Annotated in this window: 20 protein-coding genes; 7 read left to right on the forward strand and 13 right to left on the reverse strand. The window is 72.5% G+C overall.

Annotated elements, in window-relative coordinates; genetic code table 11:
• Positions 1-12: 12 nt before the first annotated feature.
• The 4 genes from ABD437_RS31400 to ABD437_RS31415 all read right to left on the reverse strand — a co-directional run bounded on the left by ABD437_RS31400 (position 13) and on the right by ABD437_RS31415 (position 4,924).
• Positions 13-1,650: a DUF2142 domain-containing protein gene (locus ABD437_RS31400; protein WP_344652568.1), complete on the reverse strand. Its 1,638-nt coding sequence runs from the start codon at positions 1,648-1,650 to the stop codon at positions 13-15.
• Positions 1,651-1,841: 191 nt separating this feature from the next.
• On the reverse strand, positions 1,842-3,305 hold the full coding sequence (gene ahcY / locus ABD437_RS31405; protein WP_344652569.1) for an adenosylhomocysteinase: 1,464 nt from the start codon (positions 3,303-3,305) through the stop codon (positions 1,842-1,844).
• A complete protein-coding gene (locus ABD437_RS31410) occupies positions 3,305-3,814 on the reverse strand; it encodes a MerR family transcriptional regulator (protein ID WP_063725816.1) in 510 nt (169 codons plus the stop codon). The genes ahcY and ABD437_RS31410 overlap by 1 nt, the downstream gene beginning before the upstream one ends.
• Positions 3,815-4,030: 216 nt before the next feature.
• The gene (locus ABD437_RS31415; protein WP_344652570.1) at positions 4,031-4,924 is read right to left on the reverse strand and encodes a hypothetical protein; all 894 of its coding nucleotides are present in this window, start codon (positions 4,922-4,924) and stop codon (positions 4,031-4,033) included.
• A gap of 118 nt (positions 4,925-5,042) precedes the next feature.
• Here ABD437_RS31415 and ABD437_RS31420 point away from each other — a divergent pair, with 118 nt between their 5' ends.
• Together ABD437_RS31420 and ABD437_RS31425 are read left to right on the forward strand one after the other, a co-directional pair.
• Positions 5,043-5,288: a hypothetical protein gene (locus tag ABD437_RS31420; protein ID WP_344652571.1), complete on the forward strand. Its 246-nt coding sequence runs from the start codon at positions 5,043-5,045 to the stop codon at positions 5,286-5,288.
• Between the two features lie 1,034 nt (positions 5,289-6,322).
• Positions 6,323-7,150 (forward strand): hypothetical protein, encoded by an 828-nt coding sequence (locus tag ABD437_RS31425; RefSeq protein WP_344652572.1) that lies wholly within the window; start codon positions 6,323-6,325, stop codon positions 7,148-7,150.
• 53 nt (positions 7,151-7,203) lie between these two features.
• Here ABD437_RS31425 and manA read toward each other — a convergent pair whose 3' ends face one another.
• The 6 genes from manA to ABD437_RS31455 are packed head-to-tail and all read right to left on the reverse strand — an operon-like array spanning position 7,204 to position 12,461.
• A complete protein-coding gene (gene manA / locus ABD437_RS31430; protein ID WP_344652573.1) occupies positions 7,204-8,382 on the reverse strand; it encodes a mannose-6-phosphate isomerase, class I in 1,179 nt (392 codons plus the stop codon).
• A complete protein-coding gene (locus ABD437_RS31435; RefSeq protein ID WP_344652574.1) occupies positions 8,366-9,358 on the reverse strand; it encodes a cation diffusion facilitator family transporter in 993 nt (330 codons plus the stop codon). Before ABD437_RS31435 ends, manA begins: the two co-directional genes overlap by 17 nt.
• Positions 9,355-10,494 (reverse strand): SIS domain-containing protein, encoded by a 1,140-nt coding sequence (locus ABD437_RS31440; protein WP_344652575.1) that lies wholly within the window; start codon positions 10,492-10,494, stop codon positions 9,355-9,357. The genes ABD437_RS31435 and ABD437_RS31440 overlap by 4 nt, the downstream gene beginning before the upstream one ends.
• The gene (locus ABD437_RS31445) at positions 10,491-10,673 is read right to left on the reverse strand and encodes a Trm112 family protein (protein WP_344652576.1); all 183 of its coding nucleotides are present in this window, start codon (positions 10,671-10,673) and stop codon (positions 10,491-10,493) included. Before ABD437_RS31445 ends, ABD437_RS31440 begins: the two co-directional genes overlap by 4 nt.
• Complete coding sequence (locus ABD437_RS31450; protein WP_344652577.1) at positions 10,670-12,052, reverse strand: phosphomannomutase/phosphoglucomutase; 1,383 nt, start codon at positions 12,050-12,052, stop codon at positions 10,670-10,672. The genes ABD437_RS31445 and ABD437_RS31450 overlap by 4 nt, the downstream gene beginning before the upstream one ends.
• Positions 12,053-12,104: 52 nt before the next feature.
• Positions 12,105-12,461 (reverse strand): DUF3499 domain-containing protein, encoded by a 357-nt coding sequence (locus ABD437_RS31455; RefSeq protein WP_344652578.1) that lies wholly within the window; start codon positions 12,459-12,461, stop codon positions 12,105-12,107.
• Positions 12,462-12,586: 125 nt separating this feature from the next.
• On the opposite strand from ABD437_RS31455, the gene ABD437_RS31460 reads away from it, so the two are divergent.
• The gene (locus tag ABD437_RS31460) at positions 12,587-13,051 is read left to right on the forward strand and encodes a metallopeptidase family protein (RefSeq protein ID WP_035857739.1); all 465 of its coding nucleotides are present in this window, start codon (positions 12,587-12,589) and stop codon (positions 13,049-13,051) included.
• Positions 13,052-13,163: 112 nt separating this feature from the next.
• Positions 13,164-14,243, forward strand: coding sequence for a hypothetical protein (locus ABD437_RS31465; protein WP_344652579.1), 1,080 nt, complete (start codon positions 13,164-13,166; stop codon positions 14,241-14,243).
• Between the two features lie 103 nt (positions 14,244-14,346).
• Here the strand turns inward: ABD437_RS31465 and ABD437_RS31470 are convergent, their stop codons facing one another.
• On the reverse strand, positions 14,347-14,604 hold the full coding sequence (locus tag ABD437_RS31470) for a WhiB family transcriptional regulator (RefSeq protein WP_035857741.1): 258 nt from the start codon (positions 14,602-14,604) through the stop codon (positions 14,347-14,349).
• A 347-nt stretch (positions 14,605-14,951) separates the two neighbouring features.
• On the opposite strand from ABD437_RS31470, the gene ABD437_RS31475 reads away from it, so the two are divergent.
• Positions 14,952-17,165: an ATP-binding protein gene (locus tag ABD437_RS31475; protein ID WP_344652580.1), complete on the forward strand. Its 2,214-nt coding sequence runs from the start codon at positions 14,952-14,954 to the stop codon at positions 17,163-17,165.
• Between the two features lie 54 nt (positions 17,166-17,219).
• Here ABD437_RS31475 and ABD437_RS31480 read toward each other — a convergent pair whose 3' ends face one another.
• Positions 17,220-19,814 carry a bifunctional FO biosynthesis protein CofGH gene (locus tag ABD437_RS31480; protein WP_344652581.1) on the reverse strand — a complete coding sequence of 865 codons (2,595 nt, stop codon included), beginning with the start codon at positions 19,812-19,814 and terminating at the stop codon, positions 17,220-17,222.
• A gap of 57 nt (positions 19,815-19,871) precedes the next feature.
• On the reverse strand, positions 19,872-21,002 hold the full coding sequence (locus ABD437_RS31485) for a hypothetical protein (protein ID WP_344652582.1): 1,131 nt from the start codon (positions 21,000-21,002) through the stop codon (positions 19,872-19,874).
• A 107-nt stretch (positions 21,003-21,109) separates the two neighbouring features.
• On the opposite strand from ABD437_RS31485, the gene cofD reads away from it, so the two are divergent.
• Together cofD and ABD437_RS31495 are read left to right on the forward strand one after the other, a co-directional pair.
• Positions 21,110-22,090, forward strand: a complete 981-nt coding sequence (gene cofD / locus ABD437_RS31490) for a 2-phospho-L-lactate transferase (protein WP_344652583.1) — start codon at positions 21,110-21,112, stop codon at positions 22,088-22,090.
• Complete coding sequence (locus tag ABD437_RS31495) at positions 22,087-23,475, forward strand: coenzyme F420-0:L-glutamate ligase (RefSeq protein ID WP_344652584.1); 1,389 nt, start codon at positions 22,087-22,089, stop codon at positions 23,473-23,475. The genes cofD and ABD437_RS31495 overlap by 4 nt, the downstream gene beginning before the upstream one ends.
• Positions 23,476-23,554: the final 79 nt, after the last annotated feature.

Here is a 23,554-nt window from a genome sequence, read left to right on the forward strand (position 1 = left end):
GGACGGCCCGGATCACTCTTCCCTTTGGTCCACTTTTACGGGGTTTCCGGCGGTGGAGACGGTCTCTGGCTGGCGCCGACCGGGCACGAGCGCGTCGAGCCCGACCGTGAACGCCGCCGCGGAGCCGGGCCTGGGCGAGCGGGTGAGCAGGACGAGCGCGACCAGGAGCAGGCCACCGAGCGCGGCGGTGAGCAGCGGGAGCTGCGGGCCGACGGCGGGCAGCCAGGTGCCGTGCAGCGCGCCGAGCGCCTTCTCCCGCTGACCGACCTGGAAGCGCGTCATCACGACGGCCAGCGCCCAGAGGTGCATCAGGGCCGCGACCGAGCCGCAGAGCAGGACGAACCGCCTGGTGGCGACCTCGCCGAAGCGGTGCTCCCAGCGGCGCAGGCTGCCGGCGAACAACAGCGCGCCGACGCCGAACGGGAGGATGTAGCGGCTCTGCTGCGCCCAGCCGATCTGCTGGTAGTACAGCACCTCGAAGCCGACGAGCAGCGCGACGCTGACCGCCGCGACACCGAGGATGACGCACGCCTGGCGCCAGGTGGCGAACAGGAGCGTCGGCACGATGATCAGCAGGGCCAGCGCGTACCAGGCCACCAGCATCCCGTTGGGCGCCTGCACCTCGCCGTAGCTGAACCGGCCGACCACCTGGGCCACCCACTGGGTCAAACGGTCGCCCACGACGTACGAGAGCTTCTCGCCGAACGAGAGGTGGCGTGGCGTCGGCTCGGCCGGTGGGTTGTCGAGGACGCCGGAGAACAGCGTCCACCCGACGCCGAACAGGCCGGCGACCGAGACGGCGATCCCCACCAGCCGGAAGTCACGGCGCTGGCGCAGCTCCCGGGTGCGGCCGGGCCGGGCCGCCGCCATGCAGGCCAGCACGGTCAGACCGAGCAGCAGCGGGCCCAGCGTGCGGATCGACACCAGCGTCGCGGCGCCGATGCCAGCGGCCAGCAACAGCTGACTCGTCCACCGGTCGCCCAGCTCACCGGCGCGGGCGCGGACCAGCGTCAGGAGCGCGGTCCAGGTCAGCACACCGGCGGCCAGCTCCAGGCCGCTCGGGTTGATCGAGCCGGCCAGGTTGAGCACGTTCGGCGTGGCTGCCACCAGCACCGCGGCGAGCAGCAGCGGGCTGCGCCGGCGCACCGCGATCGTCGCCGACGCGGCCAGCAGGCCGGCCACCATACCGGCGGAGATCAGCCGCCCGAGGATGATGCCGGCCATGTTCGGGCTGATCACCATCGGCAGGCCGACCGGCACGTAATAGAGCGGGTTGTAGCGCCCGGCCGCGGTGCCCACCTCGGTGCGGCTCGGGTCGTCCGGCGGACGCTGCAGGCAGGACGCCGGCAGTTCCCAGCGGTACGTGCAGTCGGCGTTCACCGGCAGCAGGCTGCGCGGGACGTCGTACCAGGCGCCGCCGCCACGGGCCGCGGCCGCCGGCGCGGAGTAGAGCTGCCCGCTCGCGGCCCCGTAGGCGCGGATGATGTGCTCGTCCTCGTCGTTCGTGCCGTTGGCGGGCAACGCGAGCGCCCACCCGGCGCTGACGAGGAAGAACGCGGTGAACGCGAGGAGGAAGACGGCCCGTGAGCGCAGCGGACGGACCAGCTTGGGTGACCAGCTGACGGCGGATTCGGACCCGTCCTTGGACACAGCACCTCCTGGCGGCGGGGCCGCCCGGTAACTCGGCGCCGGGGCACCCGCGAACGGATGCCCCGGCGTTGCTCCGGCGAACGTCGGGGTCAGTCTTACGGCTTCAGGCAACCTGAAGCCAGCTGCACCCGGCGTTCGACGGCGAAACTCCGGCCGCGGCCCCGGTACCCAGTACGAGGGGCCGCAACACATCAGTACCGGTAGTGGTCGGGCTTGTACGGCCCCTCCACCGGCACGCCGATGTAGTCGGCCTGCTCCTTGTTGAGCTCGGTGAGCTTCACGCCGAGAGCGTCCAGGTGCAACCGGGCCACCTTCTCGTCGAGGTGCTTCGGCAGGACGTACACCTGCTTGTCGTACTCCGACGTCTTGGTGAACAGCTCGATCTGGGCGATCGTCTGGTTCGCGAAGCTGTTCGACATCACGAAGCTCGGGTGACCGGTGGCGTTGCCCAGGTTCAGCAGACGGCCCTCGGACAGGACGATGATCGAGTGGCCGTCCTCGAAGACCCACTCGTCGACCTGCGGCTTGATGTTGTTGCGGACGACACCCGGGGTCTTCGCCAGGCCGGCCATGTCGATCTCGTTGTCGAAGTGACCGATGTTGCCGACGATCGCCTGGTGCTTCATCTTGGCCATGTCCTCGGCCATGATGATGTCCTTGTTGCCAGTGGTCGTGATGAAGATGTCAGCGGTGCTGACCACCTCGTCCAGCGTGGTGACCTGGTACCCGTCCATCGCCGCCTGCAGCGCGCAGATCGGGTCGATCTCGGTGACGATGACCCGGGCGCCCTGGCCACGCAGCGACTCGGCGCAGCCCTTGCCCACGTCGCCGTAGCCGAAGACGACCGCGACCTTGCCGCCGATGAGCACGTCGGTGGCGCGGTTGATGCCGTCGATCAGCGAGTGGCGGCAGCCGTACTTGTTGTCGAACTTGCTCTTGGTGACCGAGTCGTTGACGTTGATCGCCGGGAAGAGCAGGTTGCCGGCCTTGGCGAACTCGTACAGGCGGTGGACGCCCGTCGTGGTCTCCTCGGTGACGCCCTTGATGTCCTTGGCGACGTTCGTCCAGCGCTGCGGGTCCTCGGCCAGCGTGCGGTTGAGCAGCGTCAGGATGACGCCGAACTCCTCGCTGTCGGCGGTCTCCGGAGCCGGCGCGGAGCCGAGCTTCTCGAACTCGACGCCCTTGTGCACCAGCAGCGTCACGTCGCCGCCGTCGTCGAGGATCATGTTCGGGCCCTTACCGCCGGGCCAGGTCAGGATCTGCTCGGTGCACCACCAGTACTCCTCCAGCGTCTCGCCCTTCCAGGCGAAGACCGGGACACCCTTGGGGTCCTCCGGAGTGCCCTCCGGGCCCACCGCGACGGCGGCCGCCGCGTGGTCCTGGGTGGAGAAGATGTTGCAGGACGCCCAGCGCACCTCGGCGCCGAGCGCGACCAGGGTCTCGATGAGCACCGCGGTCTGGATGGTCATGTGCAGCGACCCGGTGATACGGGCGCCACGCAGCGGCTGCTCGGCCGCGAACTCCTTGCGGATGGACATCAGCCCGGGCATCTCGTGCTCGGCGAGCTGGATCTCCTTGCGGCCGAACGCGGCCAGGGAGAGGTCGGCGACCTTGAACGGGAGGGTTCCCGCCGGGGCGTCGGTGACGGCTGTCATCAGTTCTCCTCGTGGTTCCGGTGCGCTCCGGGACGCCTCGGCATGTGGGTGTCCTGGATATCGACGACCGGGTACGTCCCGGTGTCGTCCGGTATGTCAACGATCGGGTATGCCCCGGTGGGGGCATCAACCGGGGCGGGGCGGGAGCGCTGCGCGACCGGGATCTCGGCCAGCAGCTTCTGGTGCTTGTCGTACTCCCAGCGCAGCCAGTCGTCGGCGGGAACATCCGCCGGGGGAGCCGGGCGCGCCTGGAACCACTCGTCCAGTGCCGCCCGGAGCTCCTCGTCGCGGCGCAACCGCAGCGCGAAGCCGACATCGGTCAGGCCGATGTCGAAGCTCTGCAGCAGTTCCCGCAGCGTCCGGAGACGTTGGAGCTCGGCCGGCCCGTACAGGCGGTACCCGCCGGCCGACCGCGGCGCGGCCACCAGCCCTACCTGTTCGATGTACCGGAGCATCCGCGGCGACCACCCGGTGGTCTCCGCCGCCTCCTGGATCGTGAGCGTACTCATTGCCATTTGAGGTTAGCAGCGTTCTGTGAAGGTTTCGAATCGGCCGCGAAACGCAACCGATCGGGGCTGAGCGACGTCAATAGACCGACGGCTGAGTCTGTTATGCGACAACGGCGGGGAAGGTCCTCGGCCACCCGGACCAAGGGTGACATCATCAAGGTGGAACCGGAGGCGAGGAACTGGATGGCAACGATCAGCGACGCCCTTCCGTTTGGCTTACGCGAAGACGCCGCGGTGCTCGCAGCCCTGCGCCAGGGCAACAGCACTGAGTTCGACGCCGTGCCAGGAACACGCGCGAGCTGGGCCGGTGGGTTCCGCCGGTACGCCTCCGATTTCTCCGACGGCTTCTCCCCCGCCGGCCTCGATGCCCTGTTCGACCGTTACCACCGGTGGGCCTACGGGCTCTTCATGCGCACCCTCCGCGACCACGACCAGGCGACGCTCGCGCTCGGCCAGACGCTCGGGAACGTCGCGTCCGCCCGGCTGACCCGGCCGGAGCAGGTCCGTCTCGCGGTGGCGCGCGCGGCCTACGAGAACGGCCTGCGGGTCGGCGAAGGCCGCAGCCGGGTGACGAGACGCACGCCCGACGCCACCACGCAGCTGCTGGTGGGAATCATGGACGCCGGGGGCGACGGCGAGTTGCGTCGCCTGGTCTGGCGCGCGATGGAGACGCTGTCCTACCGCGAACGGCTCCTGTTCGAGCTGGAGTGGCACGACGGGCTGGACGTGCGCGAACTCGTCACCGTGATCGGGGGGCGCAACGCGCAGGCCGTGCTCAACCGGGCCCGCGACCGCATCCGCGCGACGCTGACCACCGCGGTCGCCGTCTGGTACGGCAGTGAGCGCTGCATGGACCTGCGTCGTCTCGTGCGCCACGCCGGTGCTTCCGGCGGGCGTCCTGGATCGATGCGGAGCGTCATCGAGCGGCATCTGTACGGCACGCGTACCGAGGTCGGGTGCGAGATCTGCGCCGACAGCCAGGACAAGTACGCGTTGTCGGTGCTGGGTGCGGCGCTGCCGGTGTTCGGGGTGCCGGAGATCCTGCGTGAGCACGCGATCGAGATCGCGCTCGAGTACCGGCGGGGGTTGCGGCTGGTGCCGATGGCGCACCCGTCGTTCACGGTGGCGTCGGCGGCGGCGGCCGCTGCTCCGACGGTGGTGACGTCGACGGTGAGCGCCGCGTCCGCCCCGACGGTGGTGACTTCGACGGTGTCGGCGGTGGGGGGCGGTGGCGCCGCTAGTTCCGGGGCGGCGGCTGGTTCGGCCGCGGCTGGCGTTGGTGCGGCTGGTTCGGCTGCGGGTGGCGCGGCAGCGGCTGGTTCCGGTGTGGCTGGCGCGGTTGGCGCTGGGGCGGCTGGGTCCGATGTGGCTGGCGCGGGCGCCGTTGGCGTGGGTGCGGCTGGTTCGGGGGCGGCTGGCGCGGGGGCGGCTGGCGCGGGGGCGGCTGGGTCCGGGGGGTCCGCGGCGGGTGTGATGGGTGGGGCGCCCGGAGCGGTATCGGCTGCTGGTGCCGGAGCGGCGGCTGCTCCGGGTGCGGCGGTCGGGCCGGCGGCAGCGGGTGGAGCGGGCGCCGGGTCAATGCCGATGTCCGCAGGCGGCGGCGCGGGGGCCACTCCCAGTGCTGCGGTCGAGCCATTAGCGGCAGGCATCACAGCGGCAGACGGAGCTGGCGGCGCCGGAGCGGCCGGTGCGACCGGAGCGGCGAGTGGGACCGGAGCGGCTGGAGCGGCTGGTGGGACCAGCGCGGCTGGAGCGGCTGGTGGGACCAGCGCGGCTGGAGCGGTCGGCGGGACCAGCGCGGCTGGAGCGGTCGGCGGGACCAGCGCGGCTGGAGCGGCTGGTGGGACCACCACGGCAAGCGGAGCCGGTGCGGCGGGAGGAGCCGGTGCGGCCGGAGGGGCCGGTGCGGCCACGGTTGGCCCCGCAGCAGCGGGCGTAGCCGGACCCACGGCGGTCGGCGCAGCAGGCAACGTCGCGGCAGCAGGGAACGCGGCCACGGGTGCGGGTGCAGCCGGCTCGGCAGGTGCAGCAGCTACTGGCGCGGGCCATGCGGCAGCAGCAGGTACGGGCGGTGCCTCGGCGGCAGGCGCTAGCGCAGCAGCCAGCGCGGGTAGCACCAGCGCGGCGGGTATGGGCATCGCAGCCGGTTCAGGCACCGCAGCAGGTACCGGCGGCGCGGGCGCAGCAGGTACCGGCGGCGCGGGCGCAGCAGTTACCGGCGGCGCGGGCGTCGGCGGCACCAGCACGGCGGGCTCGGCAGCGGCGGACTCGGCAGGTGCAGGCACCACAGGCGCGGGCACCACAGGAGCAGGCACCACAGGAGCAGGCAGCGCAGGAGCAGGCAGCGCAGGAGCAGGCAGCGCAGGAGCGGGATCCACGAGTGCAGGCGGCGCCAGCGCGGCGGGCTCTGCGAGTGCGGGCGGCGCCAGTGCGGGCGGCGCCAGTGCGGGCGGCGCTGGTGCCGGCGGGGTGGACGCTGGGATTGCGGCGGCTTCGGCGCCTACCGTGATGACCGGTGGGCTCGCCGCGGCCCTCAGTAGCGTCTACGGGGCCGGCAACGCCCGCCCCGCGCCGCCGCCGCCGCGCACCTCGCCGGTGGACGGGGTCACCGTCACGCACGCTGAGTTGCCGACCGCGATCCACCCGGTCGTCCCGAACCGGCGGAACCCCTACTCCGGCTCGCCCTGGGGTGCACCGGAGGAGCTGCCCCCGAGCAGCGCCTACCTGCCGCCGGCCCCGGCGCAGCCGTCGAACGTGGTTCCGCTGCGTCGCCGCGTGGCCACCGGAGCGGTCGCCGCGGTCGTCGCGTTGCTGTGCTCGTTCGGTGGGGTGATGCTCGCCGAGAGCCAGGTCTCCGGCGACCCGTCCGACGTGCTGGCCGCGGCCACCCCCACCGGCCCCGACGGGGACGTCAACGGGGCGCCGTCGCCGATCGGTGACCCGCCGGACAGCAACACGCGGCGCACCGAGCCGAAGCCCGACAGCTACCAGATCGACTCGAACGCCGGGAACGACTACCCGGTGCCGATCCCGGAGCCGCGCACCAACGACGACACGCCGCCGCGCCCGTCGACGAAGCCGAGCACCAAGCCGCCGACCACGAAGCCCACGACGCCGTCGCCGGACGCCACCACGCCCCGGCCGACCCCGTCGAAGACCACCCCGGAACCGACGCCGACCGAGGACGAGGACGACGACCCGACGACTCCGCCGCCGGACGACGACCCGACCACGACGCCGCCGACGAAGGCCCCGACGAAGGGCCCCTCGACTCCGCCGGCGTCCCCGACGGTGCCCCGGACCAGTCCCCCGGCGACGATCGTCATCCCGGCCTGACCGGCGAACGAACCCGCCCCGGCGAGCCGCACCGAGCGGCTCGCCGGAAAAACCTAGCCGCCGGTCGTCGCCTGGAAGATCGTTCCGGTGCCGGTCACCGTCACGTCGCGGTGGCCGGCCGACACGTAGCCGGCTTCCCCACCGTGCAGCTCGACCGGCCCGGTGCCGTCCTCGACGGTCACCGCGCCCTCCAGGCAGAACAGGATGCGCGGCCCGTCCGACGCCAGCGACGCGTGGCCGCCGGCCTCGTCGAGCACGACGCGGGTCAGCGCGAACTCCGGCACCGGCGGCGCCCAGACGCGAACACCCGGTGCGGGTTCGGCCGCCGGGAACGGCACGGCCGGGGTCTCCTCGAACCGCACCACCCGCAGCAGTTCCTGGACGTCCACGTGCTTGGGGGTGAGCCCACCGCGCAGCACGTTGTCGGAGGCGGCCATCACCTCGACGCCGAGCCCGTGCAGGTAGGCGTGCAGCACGCCGGCCGGCAGGAAGATCGCCTCCCCTGGCGACAACTCGAGCCGGTTGAGCAGCAGCGCGAGCACGATCCCGATGTCGCCGGGGTACTGCGCGGCGAGTGACACCGCGAGCTCGTGATCCGGCCCGGAGGCCTTGCGGCACGCGTCCGCGAACGCTTCGGCCACGCTCGTGGCGTCGGCGAGGGAGAAGAGCCCGGCCACGAACGCGCGGAGACCGGACCCGTCGGGTGAGGCGCGCAGCGCGTCGACGAGCGCGCGCAGCGCGGGGATCTCGGCGACGACCGGCGTGAGCACGGCCACCGACCGCGCCGGTGACCGGAACCCGCAGAGCGCGGAGAACTGCCCCACCGCGCAGATCAGCTCGGGTTTGTGGTGCGGGTCGACGTAGTTGCGCCGCGGGTCGCCGATCGGGGGCCCGGCGGCCTGTTCGGCCGCGAAACCGGCCCGGGCCTGCGAGTCGCTCGGGTGGGCCTGCAGCGACAGCGGCGTCTCGGCCGCGAGCAGCTTGAGCAGGAACGGCACCCGGGCGCCCTGCGCGTTGGCCGGGCCGAGCTCACGCTGCGGGTCGGCCGCGACGAGCGCGTCGAGGCCACGTTCGACGCCGTCGCGACTCAACCGCGACGGCGCCGAGGGGTGACCGCCCATCCACAGCTCGGCCTCGGGCTCGGTGCTGGGCACCGGGCGGCCCTGCACACCGGCGATCGCCGACCGCGAGCCCCAGGCGTAGGTGCGGATCGGGTTAGTGAGCAGCTCCATGAGCCGCGCCCTCCTCCCCGACCGGCGCGACCGCCTCCGCCGGGCCGGGTTTCGCCTTGTTCGCGTGGTAGATGTCGGGCTCCAGGTAGATCACCCGGGCGACCGGCACGGCCTTGCGGATGCGTGACTCCGCGGCGTCGATCGCGTCGGCGACCTTCGCGGCGGTGTCGTCGTGGTGGACGGCGATCTTCGCCGCCACCAGCAGCTCGTCCGGCCCGAGGTAGAGCGTCTTCATGTGGATGATGCGCTCGACCGTGCCGCTGTCGGACACGATCGCGGACTCGATCTTGCGCAGGTCCTCGGTGTTCGCACCCTCGCCGAGCAGCAGGCTCTGCGTCTCGATCGCGAGGAAGATCGCGACCAGGACGAGCAGCACCCCGATCATGATCGTGCCGACGCCGTCCCAGATGCCGTTGCCGGTCAGCAGCGTGAGGCCGACGCCGAACAGCGCGAACACCAGGCCGAGCAGCGCGGCGGTGTCCTCGAGCAGGACCACCGGCAGCTCGGGCGCCTTCGCCCGGCGGATGAACGTGATCAGCGACGACGAGCCGCGGGTCTTGTTCGTCTCGCGGAACGCGGTGGTGAACGAGTAGCTCTCCAGCGCGATCGCCACCAGGAGGACCGCGACCGGCACCCACTGCCAGGAGTGGAACGCCTCCGGATGCCGGATCTTGTGGTAGCCCTCGTACAGCGCGAACAGGCCACCGACGCTGAACAGCACGATCGAGACGATGAACGCGTAGATGTAGCGCTCACGGCCGTAGCCGAACGGGTGCTCCGGGGTGGCGGGCTTCTTCGCCCGCCGACCACCGATGAGGAGCAGAAGCTGGTTGCCGGAGTCGGCCAGCGAGTGGATCGACTCCGCGAGCATCGACGAGGAGCCCGTCAACAACCAGGCCAGCAATTTGGTGAGGGCGATGCCCAAGTTCGCGATCAGCGCCGCGATGATTGCCTTGGCGCCGCCTTCAGTGCTCACGCGTTCGTCCGCTCCTTCAGTTCGGACACAGCCCGAACCGCGATCGGATCGAGACCGTGCAACAGGGCCAGGTAGACCGACGCGAAGTCGGGCACCGCGATGAGCGACGCCAGCCGCTCGAGCTCGGAGCCACCCTCCGCGTTCAGCACGCTGACGCCTATACCCCGTTCCCGGGCCAAATTCTCAATCGCGGTGGCACGAGCTGCATCCACCTCGGATTCGCCGTCGTCACGCAGCAGCACCAGGCGCAGTTTCGTGGTGCCGGCGGAGTCGACCCGGTCGGCGAAGAAGTCGTCGGCGTCGTCGGCGAGCGAGCCGAAGACCCCGTCGATCAGGCCGACGCGGCCCCGGCCGGCCTCGACCAGGTTGCCGGCGATGGCGGGGTAGCGCGCGTTGGCGGCCAGCTGGTCGGCGAAGCGGTTGGCGGCCACGGTGGCCAGCGCCGACGTGCCCCAGACGACCGGGATCGTGTTGGCCAGCTCGATCGCCAGGGACTTGCCCTCGTTGACGAACGACTCGGCGGTGGGGCGGCAGCGGTCGGCGTCGTTGTCGAGCCGGGTCGCGGTCTCGGCGAAGTCGGCCTCGGCGACCTGGCACATGCCCAGCGCACGCCCGGCGAGCAGCACCGGGGCGGCCAGCGACCAGAACGCCACCCGGGCGGGGCGGCGGCGCGGCACCGGGACGAACAGGGCACGGGCCCGCTCGGCCATCGACTGCAGCTCGCTGTCGGGGGCACCGATCGCGACCAGGCGCGCGCCGCGGTGCATCGCGGCCTCGGCGGCGGCGAGGGCCTCGGGGCTGCGTCCGGACGCGGAGACCGCGATCACGACGTCGGCGGCGCCGACCCAGCCCGGGACGCCCCGGCTGCGGTGCAGGATGACCGGCACCGGGCAGCGCGGGCCGGCGACGGCGTTGAGCACGTCACCGGTGCGCGCCGCGGTGCCGACACCCGCGACGACGAGCGCGCGGGGACGGATCTCCTCGGAGAGCACGTGCAGGCCGGCCTCGGCGGCCAGCGAGACGGCCTCACGCAGCTGCGGGCCGGCGCCGGCGGTGGCGCGGAGCATCTCGGCCGGGTCGGCACCGGACAGGACGTCGGCGTCGTCCAGGCGGGTCTCGTCGATCTGCGCAGTCATTCGCCCTCACCCCGGTGGCGGGCCTCGTCGAGCAGGAGGACGGGGATGCCGTCGCGGATCGGGTACGACCGGTCGCAGACCGTGCAGGCCAGCTCGTTCTTCTCCTCGTCGAGCCGCAGCGGTGCGTGGTCGTCGCTGGGACAGGCCAGGATGTCCAAGAGCGCTGAGTCGAGTGTCACTGTGCCTCCGGGGTAGTGCGGACCAGTGCGAGTACCTGGTCGCGGATCTCGGCCATCCGTTCCGGGGTGGCTGCCTCGACGTTGAGGCGGAGCAGCGGCTCGGTGTTGGATGCCCGCACGTTGAACCACGCGCCATCCGGGAAACTCACGGTGGTTCCGTCCAGTTCGTCCACTTCGGTGCCGGGGAACGCCGCCAGGACCTTGCGGGTGGCCGCGGCCTGGTCGGCCACGACCGAGTTGATCTCGCCGGACGCCGCGTACCGCTCGTACTCGGCGCCGATCGCCGAGAGCGGCGCCGTGTCGGAACCGAGCGCGGCCAGCACGTGCATCGCCGCGAGCATGCCGGTGTCGGCCCGCCAGAAGTCGCGGAAGTAGTAGTGCGCGGAGTGCTCGCCGCCGAAGACGGCGTCGCTCTCGGCCATCTGCGCCTTGATGAACGAGTGGCCGACGCGGGTGCGCACCGGGTTGCCACCGTGCTCACGCACGATCTCCGGGACGGCGCGCGACGTGATCAGGTTGTGGATGATCGTCGCGCCGGGGTTCTTGGCCAGTTCGCGGACGGCGACCAGCCCGGTGATCGCGCTCGGGCTCACCGGTTCGCCCCGTTCGTCGACGACGAAGCAGCGGTCGGCGTCGCCGTCGAACGCCAAGCCGATGTCGGCCTTGTGCTCGACGACGGCCTTCTGCAGGTCGACGAGGTTCGCCGGGTCGAGCGGGTTGGCCTCGTGGTTCGGGAAGTTGCCGTCGAGCTCGAAGTAGAGCGGGACGATCTCCAGCGGCAGCCCCTCGCCGAGGACGACGGGCACGGTGTAGCCACCCATGCCGTTGCCGGCGTCGACGACGACCTTCAACGGGCGGACGCCGCTCAGGTCCACCAGGGAGCGCAGGTACTTCGCGTACTCGCCGAGCAGGTCGACGCGGCTGATCTCGCCGACCGTTCCGACCGGCGTGATGCCGGAAGCCAGGAACTCCTCCGCGGCGGCACGGACGGAGGACAGCCCCGACGCCTGCCCGATCGGCGTCGCGCCGGCCCGGCAGAGCTTGATGCCGTTGTACTGCGCCGGATTGTGGCTCGCGGTGAACATCGCGCCGGGCCGGTCGAGGTGACCGGCGGCGAAGTACAGCAGGTCGGTGGAGCCCAGGCCCGCCTCGACGACCGAGAGCCCCTGGCTCATCACCCCCTCGGCGAACGCACGGGAGAGCGGGACCGAGCTCTCGCGCATGTCGTGCGCGGTGACCACGGCCGTGGCACCCTCACCGCCAACGAGCTGCCCGAACGCGGCACCCAGGGCCCGCGCAACGTCTTCGTTGAATTGCTCGGGTACTACGCCTCGGACGTCGTACGCCTTGACCAGGCCGGACAGGTCATGCGAAGCCACAGAGCGCGCTCCTTCGATGCGGTGCGATGCTCGCGAGCCTAGCCGGGCCGCCTCAACGGGGGTTCGGCAGAGCGCGCAAGTGCCCACGACGGCCGACCTGCGACGAGCCGTCCTTCGCCGGGGGCTCGGCGGTGGCCGGGCGGGCGGCCTCGCGCACCGCGTCGGCCAGGGCGGCCAGGTCGTCGCTGCTCGGCGGCGGAGCCGCCCAGTCGCCCTCGGCCCGCACCAGGTCCCAGCCTTTCGGCGCGGTCAGGCGCTCGGCGTGCCCTTCGCAGAGATCGTAGGTATGCGGTTCGTGCGATACGGCGAGTGGACCGATGACCGCAGTGGACTCCGCGTACACGTAGGTCAGCGTCGCCACCGCAGGCTGGGAACAGCCGTTCTTTGAGCAGCGCCGGTGAGACCTCACGGCGGAACGGTATCGGGCGGCGGGCTCCTGCGCCAACGGTCGGCTCCGGCGTGGCGGGTGTGTCGTGGATCAAGCGGGGTGAAACGCCCGGCGCGCGGCCCTCCGGCGGGCACTATCCTTTCCTCATGCCCTCTGCCGCCGAACACCGGCGTCGACCCGGCGCGTCCCGCCGCGATCGACGCGGCCGAGGCATGCGCGGACGGCTGGTTCCGGCCACCGTTCCGCTCTCCCGCAGCCGCGCGCAGATCTTCGACGACCTCGTGCTGGACGCCGTCGAGCACCTCGAGCCGCGCTGGTCCACCCAGCTGCGTGACGTCGAGTTCGCGGTCGAGGACGTCCCCCCGGAGTTGCCGTCGTACGACTCGGACGTGCTCGAGGACGGCAACGTGCCGCTCGCGCGTCTGCTGCCGGGCCGCGACGGGGGGCGCGGGCGCAGCACTCCCCCGCGCATCGTGGTCTACCGGCGGCCGCTCGAGGCTCGCGCCTACGACCGCGAGGACCTCGCCGACCTCGTGCACGACGTCGTCGTCGAACAGGTCGCGAACCTGCTCGGCCTCGATCCGGACGACGTCGACCCGCCCGGTCACTGATCGGCTGGCTTACGCCCCCGAACGGCCCTCTTGGTGGACAACCCGACCCACGGACGCCCGTCGAGGCGGATCATGGAACCTGATTCGTAGTCACGTTTCGGGGGAGACCGGGATGACCTCCGCGCCGACGAGCTATCGCGGCCGGCACGAAATCGCCCGCCGGGGCAACCGGCTCCCCGTGCTCGCGCCGCGGAGCGCACCGCGCCGGTGGCCGGGGCCGGTGATCGTGCTCGCGTCGGCCGGGCTGGCGTACGCCGGTGCGTGGCGGGCCGGGCCGCTCACCGAGCCGCCGCCCGGCGTGGCCGAGTCGTCGCTGATCCGGCTGGCCGAGTCCGTCGGGGCCGGCGCCGACACCGCCGCGGCGCTCCAGATCGCGGCCTGGAACGCGGTCTGGAACTTCCCCAGTTCGCTCACCGCGGCCCGGGCGCTGATGGTGATGGCCGCGGTGGCCACCGTGCTGTGCACCGGCGGGCTGGCGCGTCGCGTGGGGCTCAGCCTGCCCGCGCTGGCGCTCGCCACCGTCGTCACCGCGGCGTTGCCGTGGGCGATGGCCGCCCACCGCCTGGTCGCGCCGATCAACCTGGCCGTGCCCTGGCTGCTGGCCGCCGCCCTGCTCGCGAGCACGCGGACGCGGCGGCGCCCGGCCGCGGTGGCGGCGGTGCTGTGCCTGCTGGTCGCGTCGTCGACCGCGCCGCTCGTCGTCCCCATCGCGGTGCTGGCCGTCGCGGTGCTGCTGGCCGACCGTGATCTCGGGGCGGGCTGGCCGGTCGCGACCCGGATCGCCGGTGTGGCCACGCTGAGCATGCTCGCGGCCGGCCTGTTCGCGGTCGTGACCGGCGACGGGTTCGGGTTCCACCAGCCCGCGCCGGACGTCGCGCCGGTCGTCGTCGACCTGATCGTGGGTGGAGTGGTCGTGGTGGGGGCGGCGGCCGGAACGCTCGTGCGCTGGCTGCGGCCGTTCGCGCTGGTGGTGCTGGGCTGCGCGGCCGTGGCCGTGGTGGCGGGTCCGGTTCGGACACCGCTGCTGCTGTTCGCGCTCCCGGCCGCGGCGATCGTGCTCGGCGCGGCGATCGACGCCGCGGCGGGCGCCGGTCTCCGCAAGCACGTGCGCCCCACCCCGGTGCGCGTCGGCGCGCTCGTGGTGGCCGTGCTGGCCGTCGGCGTCGCTCTGGTGGGGACCGTCCACACGTGAACGGCGGACGGGCTGAGCCCGTCCGCCGTTGCAAGTCAAGGTGGACAATCGATCGGCGACCTACCCACCCCCGGTCAGTCGCACGAGGGACCGTCGGGCGTGGTCAGATGACCCGCTTCTTCAACTTGCGCCGTTCGCGCTCCGACAGGCCGCCCCAGATACCGAAGCGTTCGTCGTGCGCCAGCGCGTACTCCAAGCACTCCGCCTTGACCTCGCACCCGGTGCAGATGCGCTTGGCCTCGCGGGTCGAACCGCCCTTCTCCGGAAAGAATGCTTCCGGGTCCGTCTGCGCGCAGAGCGCGCGATCCTGCCACTCAGGTGCGTCACCGGTCACTAGATCGGTGATCACTTCTGCGGCCACTTCCCTGCCTCCTCCACTCGTACGCCGGCCGCGCGGCTGGCGCGTCGAACCCCCTGTGGAAGGCGATATTGACTATCCCCATTGGGAATTACACGCGTGTAATGCCGGTCCCGTCAAGAGACATTTTGATCCGATATGTGCATTTTTATCACGTGTCAGCCGGGGTGAGGGAACCCACCCCGGCAAAAAGGGTCGAACCCCCGCCGAGCGGGAAGTGGTCTCCTCGCATTTCCCAGGCCGCTCCGCGCACCAACAGCCTCAACCGCGAAGGTTGTTAACCAAAACCGACAAACAAGGCTTATTGTGCGTGTATCACCAGCATGGGGGGTGCCGGGGTGGAACGTCCGATGAGCGGCTACTGGCCCAGCCGAGACTCGGTGCTAGGCGCACCCGATCGCATCGCGGCCGTCGAACGCGCACACGCGCTGGCGTCGCGCTGCCTCGCCGATCAGCTCGCGCGGCTCGTGGCCGAGGCCTGCGGCGCGCCGAACGCGCTCATCTCGCTCGTCCACGTCCAGCGGCAGATCGTCCTGGGGTCGTTCGGCGCGGGGCGCACCGGGGCGGGTCCGGCGGAGATCGCCGCCGAGCGGTCGCTCTGCGAGTCCGTGGTCGCGGCCGGGATCCCGATCATCGTCAGCGACGCCACCCAGGACCGGCGGTTCGCCGACACCGCGGCGGTGCGCAAGCACGGCCTGAGCGCGTACGTCGGCTTCCCGATCCGCGACGCGGAGGACGTGGTCGTCGGGGTGCTCGCGATCGGCGACCACCTCCCGCGGGAGTGGTCGGCGCGGCAGCTGACCGTGATCGACGACGCCGCGCAGCTGTTCACCGCCGGGCTCGCCGGCGAGATCGACCGGGAACGCGTCACGGTGTCGGCGGTGGCCTCCACCAACCTGGCCGCCGCGCACTCCGCGATCCGGGTGCCCGACACCATCGCCGAGCTCACCACCGACCGCCTCGACGAGATCCACTCGTTCACCGACGGCCTGCTCACCAGCCTGCAGACCGGCGTCGCCGCGTGCGACCGCAACGGCCGGCTGGTCGTGTTCAACCAGGCGTTGCGCAACATGCTCGGCGTCGAGGAGAGCGACCGCGCCGACGTCGAACCCGACGACTGGCCCGGTGCGCTGCACCTGTTCCACCCCGACCGGCGGCCGTTCACCGCCGACGAGGTGCCGCTGCGCCGGGCGCTGCGCGGAGAGCGCCTGCGTGACGTGGACGTGCTGGTGCTCGCGCCGGGGCGGCGCCCGCGGGTGCTCTCGATCAACGGCCAGCCGGTGGTCGACGTCGTCGGCGACCGGGTCGGCGCGGTGATCACCGCCGAGGACATCACCCAGCGCCGCCGGGCCGAACAGCTCCAGGCCTGCGAGCTGGCCGCGGCGCAGGCGCTCGTCGAGACCCCGGAGCTGTCCGAGGCCTGCGCGAACGCTCTGGCCGCGATCGGCGAGTGCCTGCACTGGCCGCACGCCGAGCTCTGGCTCGCCGACGACCTGTCCGGCTCGCTGGCGCCGGTGGCTCGCTGGGACCAGCCCGGCCGGGCCCCGATCCCGCGTATGCCCGACCACGTCGACACCGGCGCCGGGCTCACCGGCAGCGTCTGGAAGACCGGGAACCCGGTCTGGGTGCCCGACATCGCGTCCGGCCCGCTCGCCGACCCGGTGGCGGCCGGCTGCGGGTTGCACGCGGCGCTGGCCGTGCCGGTACGCGGCGGCGAGAAAACGATCGGTGTCCTCGCGTTCTTCTCCGCCCACGCCGAGGAGCCGGAGAGCTCGCTGATCGCGGTGCTGCTCGGCATCGCCGCGCAGATCGGCCAGTCCCTCGAACGCCGCCGCGCCGAGTCGTACGCCGCCCGGCTGGCCCGTTCCGAGGAGGAGTACATCGCGCTGGTCGGCCACGAACTGCGCACGCCGCTGACGTCGATCGCCGCCTACACCGAGCTGCTGCACGAGTCCGACGACGACGAGCCGCTGGGCGGGGTCCGCCCGATGCTCGAGGTCGTCGAACGCAACACGCGCCTGCTGCTCGCGATCGTGGAGAACCTGCTGGACCTGGCCGCGCTCGACTCCGGCCACACGATGCTGGAACTGGTGCCGACCGACCTCGCGACGATCGTCCGCGAGGCCGTGGACGCCTACCAGGACCTCGCCGAGGAGCAGGGCGTCCAGATCCACGCCGCGCTGCCGACCGACGCCCCGCTGGTCGCCGACCCCGAGCGTCTCCGGCAGGCCGTGGACCACCTGATCGACAACGCGGTCCGCTACAGCCCCGAGGGCGGGGACGTCGAGGTGTCGCTCGACCTGTCCGGCCAAGCGCTCGCGCTGACCGTCGCCGACAGCGGGATCGGCATCCCGGACAGCGAGCTCGAGATGGTGACCCGCCGCCTGCGCCGGGGAAGCCGCAGCACCGAACGGAAGATCCGCGGCACCGGCCTCGGCCTGGCGATCGCGACCACGGTGCTGGCACGCCACGGCGGCACCCTGGAGCTGCGCTCCCGGGGTGAGCAGGGCACCACCGCCACCGCCCGTCTCCCGCTCCGCCCCCCGGTTCCCGCGCAGCCGTGACCGCCGGAGCCCCGGACCTCCTCGGCGAGGACGTCCGGGGCGCCGGCCGTGGGCTCAGGCGAGCGTGAGCGACGGGCGGGACGGGACCTCGCCGTAGGTGGTGGTGCGCTGGCGGACCGGGCGTCCGGCCGCCGCCGCCATCGCGGTGAGTTCCTCGACGCTGCGTTCGCTGCCGTTCTCCGAGCCGGCCATGCGGCTGATCGTCTCCTCCATCAGCGTGCCGCCGACGTCGTCGGAGCCGCCGTTGAGGATCTGCACGGCGCCGTTGTCGCCGAGCTTCACCCAGGAGCACTGGATGTGGTCGATCCGCCCGTGGAAGGCCAGCCGCGCGAGCGCGTGGACGGCCCGGTTCTGCGCGTTCGTGGGCCCGGGGCGGGCGATTCCGGCCAGGTAGATCGGCGCGTTGTGGTGCACGAACGGCAGCGGGACGAACTCGGTGAAACCGCCGGTCTCGTCCTGGATCTTCGCCAGCGTCCGGAAGTGGCCCAGCCAGTGCCCGGAGTGGTCGACGTGCCCGTACATCATCGTCGAGGACGACCGGATGCCCAGCTTGTGGGCGGTGGACACGATCTCGATCCACTCGGCCGCCGGCAGCTTGCCCTTGGTGAGCACCCAGCGGACCTCGTCGTCGAGGATCTCGGCCGCGGTACCGGGGATCGTGTCGAGCCCGGCCTCCTTCATCATCACGAGCCAGTCGTGCACCGACATGTTCGCCTTGGCGCTCGCGGTGGCGATCTCCATCGGCGAGAACGCGTGCACGTGCATACCCGGCACCTTGTCCTTGACCGCGCGCACCAGGTCGGCGTAGCCCCGCCCGGACAGCTCCGGGTCGATGCCGCCCTGCATGCACACCTCGGTCGCGCCGAGCGCCCAGGCCTCGGCGGCCCGGTCGGCCACCTCGGCGTTGGACAGCCGGTAGGCGTCGGCGTCGGTACGCCGCTGCGCGAACGCGCAGAACCGGCACCCCACGTAACAGACGTTGGTGAAGTTGATGTTCCGGTTCACCACGTACGTGATCGCGTCGCCGTTGACTTCTTTGCGCAGGTCGTCGGCGAGCTTCGTCAGCGTCTCGAGGGCTGCGCCCTCGGCCGCGAAGAGCGCCAGCGTCGCGTCGGTGTTCGCCTCGTCGAGCAGCGCGGCCGGGTTGGTGGCCGCGATGTCCAGACCTTTGCGGACGTCGGACGCGAGCCGTTCGGGGGCGGCCACCAGCGGGGTCTCGACGTGCTCGGCGACGGCTTCCCAGTCTCCGTAGACCGTGGAGAAGTCGGTGCGGCGGTCCTCGGTGCGGCCGGTGGTGTCGATCGTGGTGCCCAGGTCGGCCCGGCCCATCGTCTCGAGCAGCGCCGGATCGGGCTCCTGCCAGGGCCGTCCCACCGGCATCGCCGTCTCGTCCGCGAGCCCGGTCTCGGGGTCCATCAGCGCGTTCAGGTGGGTCGCGACCCGGGGATCGATCCACGGCTCGCCGGCCAGCGCGTACTTCGCGTGCGCGGTGAGACGCTCACGCAGTTCGAAGCCCGCGTTCTTCGAGCGCCGGGCCAGCTCCTCGATCTGCGGCCACGGACGCTCGGGGTTGACGTGGTCCGGCGTGACCGGCGAGACGCCGCCCCAGTCGTCGATACCGGCCCGCAGCAGCAGCGCGTACTCGTCCTCGGTGCTCTTCGCTTCGAGCGTGTGCAGGTCGTCGAGCAGGTTCGGGGGCGCCTGCAGGCGCATCTTCGGGCCGAGCACCAGCCGGGCCGTGGCCACGGTGGCCAGGAAGTCGTCGAAGTCCGCGTCGGGCTCGTTGCGCATCGCCGTGTCGGGCTTGGAGCGGAAGTTCTGGATGATGACTTCCTGGATGTGCCCGTACTCGCGGGCCGACGCCCGGATCGCGAACAGCGACTCGGCCCGCTCCTCGTGCGTCTCGCCGATGCCGACCAGGATGCCGGTGGTGAACGGGACGCCGACCCGGCCGGCGTCGGTGAGCGCACGCAGCCGGACGGCCGGCTCCTTGTCGGGCGAGCCGTAGTGCGGGCCGCCGGGCTCGCTCCACAGCCGCGTCGCCGTGGTCTCGAGCATCATGCCCATGCTGGGCGCGACCGGCTTGAGCCGCTGAAGCTCGGCCCAGCTCATCACGCCGGGGTTGAGGTGCGGCAGCAGCCCGGTCTCCTCGAGCACCGCGATCGCGCAGGCCCGGACGTAGTCGAGCGTGGACGCGTAACCGCGCGAATCCAGCCACTCCCGGGCCGCCGGCCAGCGCTCCTCGGGGCGGTCGCCCAGCGTGAACAGGGCTTCCTTGCAGCCCTGCTCCGCGCCGGCCTTCGCGATCGCGACGACCTCGTCGCGGTCGAGGAACGTGTGCGGCACCTTGTGCGGCACGGTCGCGAACGTGCAGTAGTGGCACCGGTCCCGGCAGAGCCGGGTCACCGGGATGAACACCTTGCGTGAGTAGGTGACGACGCCGGGGCGGCCGGCGTCGACCAGGCCGGCATCACGCACCCGCGACGCGATCGTCAGGAGTTCGTCCAGCTGTTCCCCGCGGGCACGCAGCAGCGTGGCGGCCTCGCCCGGGTCGAGGCTCACGCCGTCCCGGGCGCGCCGCAGCGCGCGTTTGAGTCCTCGGTCATCCGGGCTGGCGGAAGGGGCGTTCGGGCGCGTGACCTCGACCATGTCGGCCACAATATGCCGCCGCGAGCCCGGTTGACCGAGGGGAGATTGTGGTGCGGGTTACTCCCCGTGCCGCGGACCGCGGTGCTGCTGCTGGTCCGGCGGGAGCAGGTCGTTCACGTTGACGATGTTCGTCTCCTGGCTGCCCGGGTTCGGGTAGCCACTGGTCGGCTGCGGGAACCCGCTGGTGGGCGCGGCCTGGTGCGCGGAACCGTAGCCGGGCTGCTGGCCCTGGTACCCGTACGGAACACCCGAACTCGGCTGCTGGCCGTAGGGCACGCCGGAGCTCGGCTGGCCGTAGGGAACACCGGAGCTCGGCGGGGTGAACGGGGCCGGCTGACCCGAGGTCGGCACCTGGCTCGACCACTGACCCGCCTGCGGCGGACCGGACTGCGGCTGGACCTGGCCCGGCTGCTGACCGGGCTGCTGCCCCGGCCACGACGGCTGGGCGTTCCAGGCCTGCGTCGGCTGACCGGACGGCACCGGCTGCCCCCAGTCCTGACCCGGCTGCGGCTGCGCCGGCTGACCCCAGTCCTGACCCGGCTGCTGCTGGCCCGGCCACTCCCCGCCCGGCTGCGGCTGGGGCTGCTGGGGCTGACCCGGGTAGCCGGCCTGGCCACCGTAGGGAGCCGCCGGACGGGCCCCGGTGTCGTACCCCTGGCCCTGGGCCCCCGGGTAGGCGCCGTAACCGCCCTGCGCACCCGCCGGAGCCGCGGCACCGCGCGCCGCCATCAGCACCTGCAGGACGAAGAACGCGACCGCCGCGGTCAGGGCGACCCACGCGATGCCCTCGAGGAACGAGGCGAACTTCGAACCGGCCGTGGAGTACGACGCGGCGAAGATGCTCAGGCTCGTGATCAGGCCGAGCAGCACCGAGAAGGCCAGCTCGCCCAGCGCGATCATGCTGACCAGCGGAGCCAGCTTGTCCTTCGTCGGACGCACGACCGCGACCAGCAGCACCGCGACGACGGGCAGCAGCACCTGGGTCAGCCCCAGGAACGAGCCGCGCGAGGTGGCCAGCGCGTCGCTGACGTCGAGAGACGACGTCGCGATCGCCAGCAGCCCGACGAGCAACAGGACGCCGTTGACCGCCAGGAGCAGCACCGCTGCCGGTCCTCTTAACCGCTCGACGACGGCCTGGACAGGCGTGGGGGCCTCGGTGGACGACACGGTCTTCTCCTTCGACGCCATGTTCTCCGCATATATCGGTTCAGCCGCCAGCCTGGCACAACACTGCCGAAAGGTGCGAGCGAACGCCCCGGGCAAACGTCGTCGGTGGCGTACGCGACGATGGGAGAATGCGGATTGTCGTACTGGCCGGTGGCATCGGCGGGGCTCGTTTCCTCCAGGGCGTCCGGGAGTGGGCGGGTCAGCGCGGTGACCAGCCGGAGATCACCGCGATCGTGAACACGTCCGACGACGTCACACTGCACGGCCTGCGGATCTGCACCGACCTCGACAGCGTGATGTACACGCTCGGCGGCGGGCACGACGAGGAACGCGGGTGGGGGCGGGTCGGCGAGACCTGGGCGGTGAAGGACGAGCTCGCCGAGTACGGCGCGGAGCCCACGTGGTTCGGGCTCGGCGACCGGGACATCGCGACGCACCTGGTCCGGACGCGGATGCTCGACGCGGGGTACCCGCTGTCGGCGGTCACCGAGGCGCTGTGCGCCCGCTGGAAGCCCGGCGTCCGGCTGCTGCCGATGACCGACGACCGGGTGGAGACGCACGTCGTGCTGGCCGAGGAGCTCGAGGGCGCCGGCGTGCAGCGGCGGGCCGTGCACTTCCAGGAGTGGTGGGTGCGCTACCGGGCCGCGCTCGCCGCCGACCGGTTCGTGCAGGTGGGCATCGAGGACGCGAAACCGGCGCCCGGGGTGCTGGAGGCGATCGCCGCCGCCGATCTGATCCTGTTCGCGCCGAGCAACCCGGTCGTGAGCATCGACACGATCCTGGCCGTGCCGGGGATCCGGGCGGCGTTGCTCGCCGCGCCGGCGAAGATCGTCGGGGTCTCACCGATCATCGGCGGGGCGCCGGTGCGGGGCATGGCGGAGAAGTGTCTGCCGGTGGTGGGGGTGGAGATCTCCGCGGCCGGGGTCGGCGCGCACTACGGGGCCCGGGCGTACGGAGGGCTGCTCGACGGCTGGCTGGTCGACACCACCGACGCCGGCACCGTGCTGTTCGGCGCGGACGTCCGCGCGATCCCCCTCTGGATGACCGACCCGCCCACGACCGCCCAGATGGTCGCCGAAGCCGCCGACGTCGCCGGCCTGGCCCGATGACCGCCCCGGTCGGGCCGCCCCCGTCGGCCGCCCCGGACGGGGGTGCGGGTGCGCGGGCCGCGGACGTCCAGGTCCTTCCCGTTCCCGGGCTGCCCGAGGTGGTGCCCGGCACCGACCTGGCCGCGCTGATCAGTGCGGCGGCGCCGTGGCTGGTGGACGGCGACGTGCTGGTGGTGACCAGCAAGATCGTCAGCAAGGCGGAGGGGCGGCTGGTGCCGGTCGGCGACGACCGGGAGGCCGCGCGGGAAGCCGCGATCGACGGTGAGACCACGGCCGTGGTCGCCACCCGTGGCCGCACCCGCATCGTCCGCACCCCGCAGGGCCTGGTGCTGGCCTCGGCCGGCGTCGACACCTCGAACGTCGGCCAGGACGTCGTCGCGCTCCTGCCGGAAGACTCCGACGCCTCGGCCCGGGCTCTGCGTGCCGGGCTTCGGGACGCTCTCGGCGTGGACGTCGCGGTCATCGTGAGCGACACGATGGGCCGGCCCTGGCGGGTCGGGGTCGCGGACGTGGCGATCGGCGCGGCCGGGCTGCGTCCCCTGCGTGACCTGCGCGGCCAGACCGACAACCACGGCAACGACCTGGCCATGACCGTCGTCGCCGACGCCGACCAGATCGCCGCCGCGGCCGAGCTCGTGAAGGGCAAGTCCGGTGGGGTGCCGGTGGCGGTGGTCCGGGGTGTGCGGTCGCTCGTCGACGTCGGCGGCGACGACGGCTCCGGTGCCGCCGCGCTGGTGCGTGCCCTCGAGGAGGACATGTTCGCGCTGGGCACCGCGGAGGCCCGCGAGCTCGGGCGGCGCGAGGCCCTGACCCTGCGGCGCTCGATCCGGGTGTTCCGCTCCGACCCGGTGCCCGCGGACGCGATCGCGCGCGCGGTGGCCGCCGCGGTCACCGCGCCCGCACCGCACCACACCACACCGTGGCGTTTCGTGCACGTCGCGTCGGACGACGTCCGCAAGCGGTTGCTGGCCGGGATGCGTGAGGCGTGGGCCGCCGACCTGCGCGGCGACGGGTTCGACGAGGCGGCGATCGGCCGCCGCCTGAAGCGCGGCGACCTGCTGTGGGAGGCGCCGGCGCTGGTCGTGCCGGTGCTCGCGCTCGACGGTGCGCACCCCTACCCGGACGCGCGCCGGGCGGCGAGCGAGCGGGCGATGTTCCAGGTGGCGATGGGCGCCGGCGTGCAGAACTTCCTGGTCGCGCTGGCGACCGAGGGCATCGGGTCCTGCTGGGTCTCCTCGACGATGTTCGCCGCCGACCTGGTGCGCTCGGAACTGGACCTGCCGGACGACTGGCACCCCATGGGCTCGGTGGCGATCGGCTACCCCGCCGAACCACCCCGCGACCGTCCCGCGCGCGACGCCTCCGCCTTCTTCCTGACGCGCTGACACCCGGCGCGCGGACCCCCGGGCGACCTCGGCGCTGACCGGCCCTAGATGTGCTGTGCAGGGACGTTGGCACAGTTGT

Origin of the sequence: Cryptosporangium japonicum (genome assembly GCF_039524755.1) — a bacterium.
Classification (GTDB): domain Bacteria; phylum Actinomycetota; class Actinomycetes; order Mycobacteriales; family Cryptosporangiaceae; genus Cryptosporangium; species Cryptosporangium japonicum.

What these genes read in the sequence shown, in the direction of transcription:
- ABD437_RS31460 (WP_035857739.1), top strand. Translation starts at nt 12,587, where the DNA reads ATGCCCTCTGCCGCCGAACACCGGCGTCGACCCGGCGCGTCCCGCCGC.
- ABD437_RS31480 (WP_344652581.1), bottom strand. Translation starts at nt 19,814, where the DNA reads ATGGTCGAGGTCACGCGCCCGAACGCCCCTTCCGCCAGCCCGGATGAC.
- ABD437_RS31465 (WP_344652579.1), top strand. Translation starts at nt 13,164, where the DNA reads ATGACCTCCGCGCCGACGAGCTATCGCGGCCGGCACGAAATCGCCCGC.
- ABD437_RS31425 (WP_344652572.1), top strand. Translation starts at nt 6,323, where the DNA reads ATGACCGGTGGGCTCGCCGCGGCCCTCAGTAGCGTCTACGGGGCCGGC.
- ABD437_RS31475 (WP_344652580.1), top strand. Translation starts at nt 14,952, where the DNA reads ATGAGCGGCTACTGGCCCAGCCGAGACTCGGTGCTAGGCGCACCCGAT.
- ahcY (WP_344652569.1), bottom strand. Translation starts at nt 3,305, where the DNA reads ATGACAGCCGTCACCGACGCCCCGGCGGGAACCCTCCCGTTCAAGGTC.
- ABD437_RS31485 (WP_344652582.1), bottom strand. Translation starts at nt 21,002, where the DNA reads ATGGCGTCGAAGGAGAAGACCGTGTCGTCCACCGAGGCCCCCACGCCT.
- ABD437_RS31495 (WP_344652584.1), top strand. Translation starts at nt 22,087, where the DNA reads ATGACCGCCCCGGTCGGGCCGCCCCCGTCGGCCGCCCCGGACGGGGGT.
- ABD437_RS31410 (WP_063725816.1), bottom strand. Translation starts at nt 3,814, where the DNA reads ATGAGTACGCTCACGATCCAGGAGGCGGCGGAGACCACCGGGTGGTCG.
- ABD437_RS31440 (WP_344652575.1), bottom strand. Translation starts at nt 10,494, where the DNA reads ATGACTGCGCAGATCGACGAGACCCGCCTGGACGACGCCGACGTCCTG.
- cofD (WP_344652583.1), top strand. Translation starts at nt 21,110, where the DNA reads ATGCGGATTGTCGTACTGGCCGGTGGCATCGGCGGGGCTCGTTTCCTC.
- manA (WP_344652573.1), bottom strand. Translation starts at nt 8,382, where the DNA reads ATGGAGCTGCTCACTAACCCGATCCGCACCTACGCCTGGGGCTCGCGG.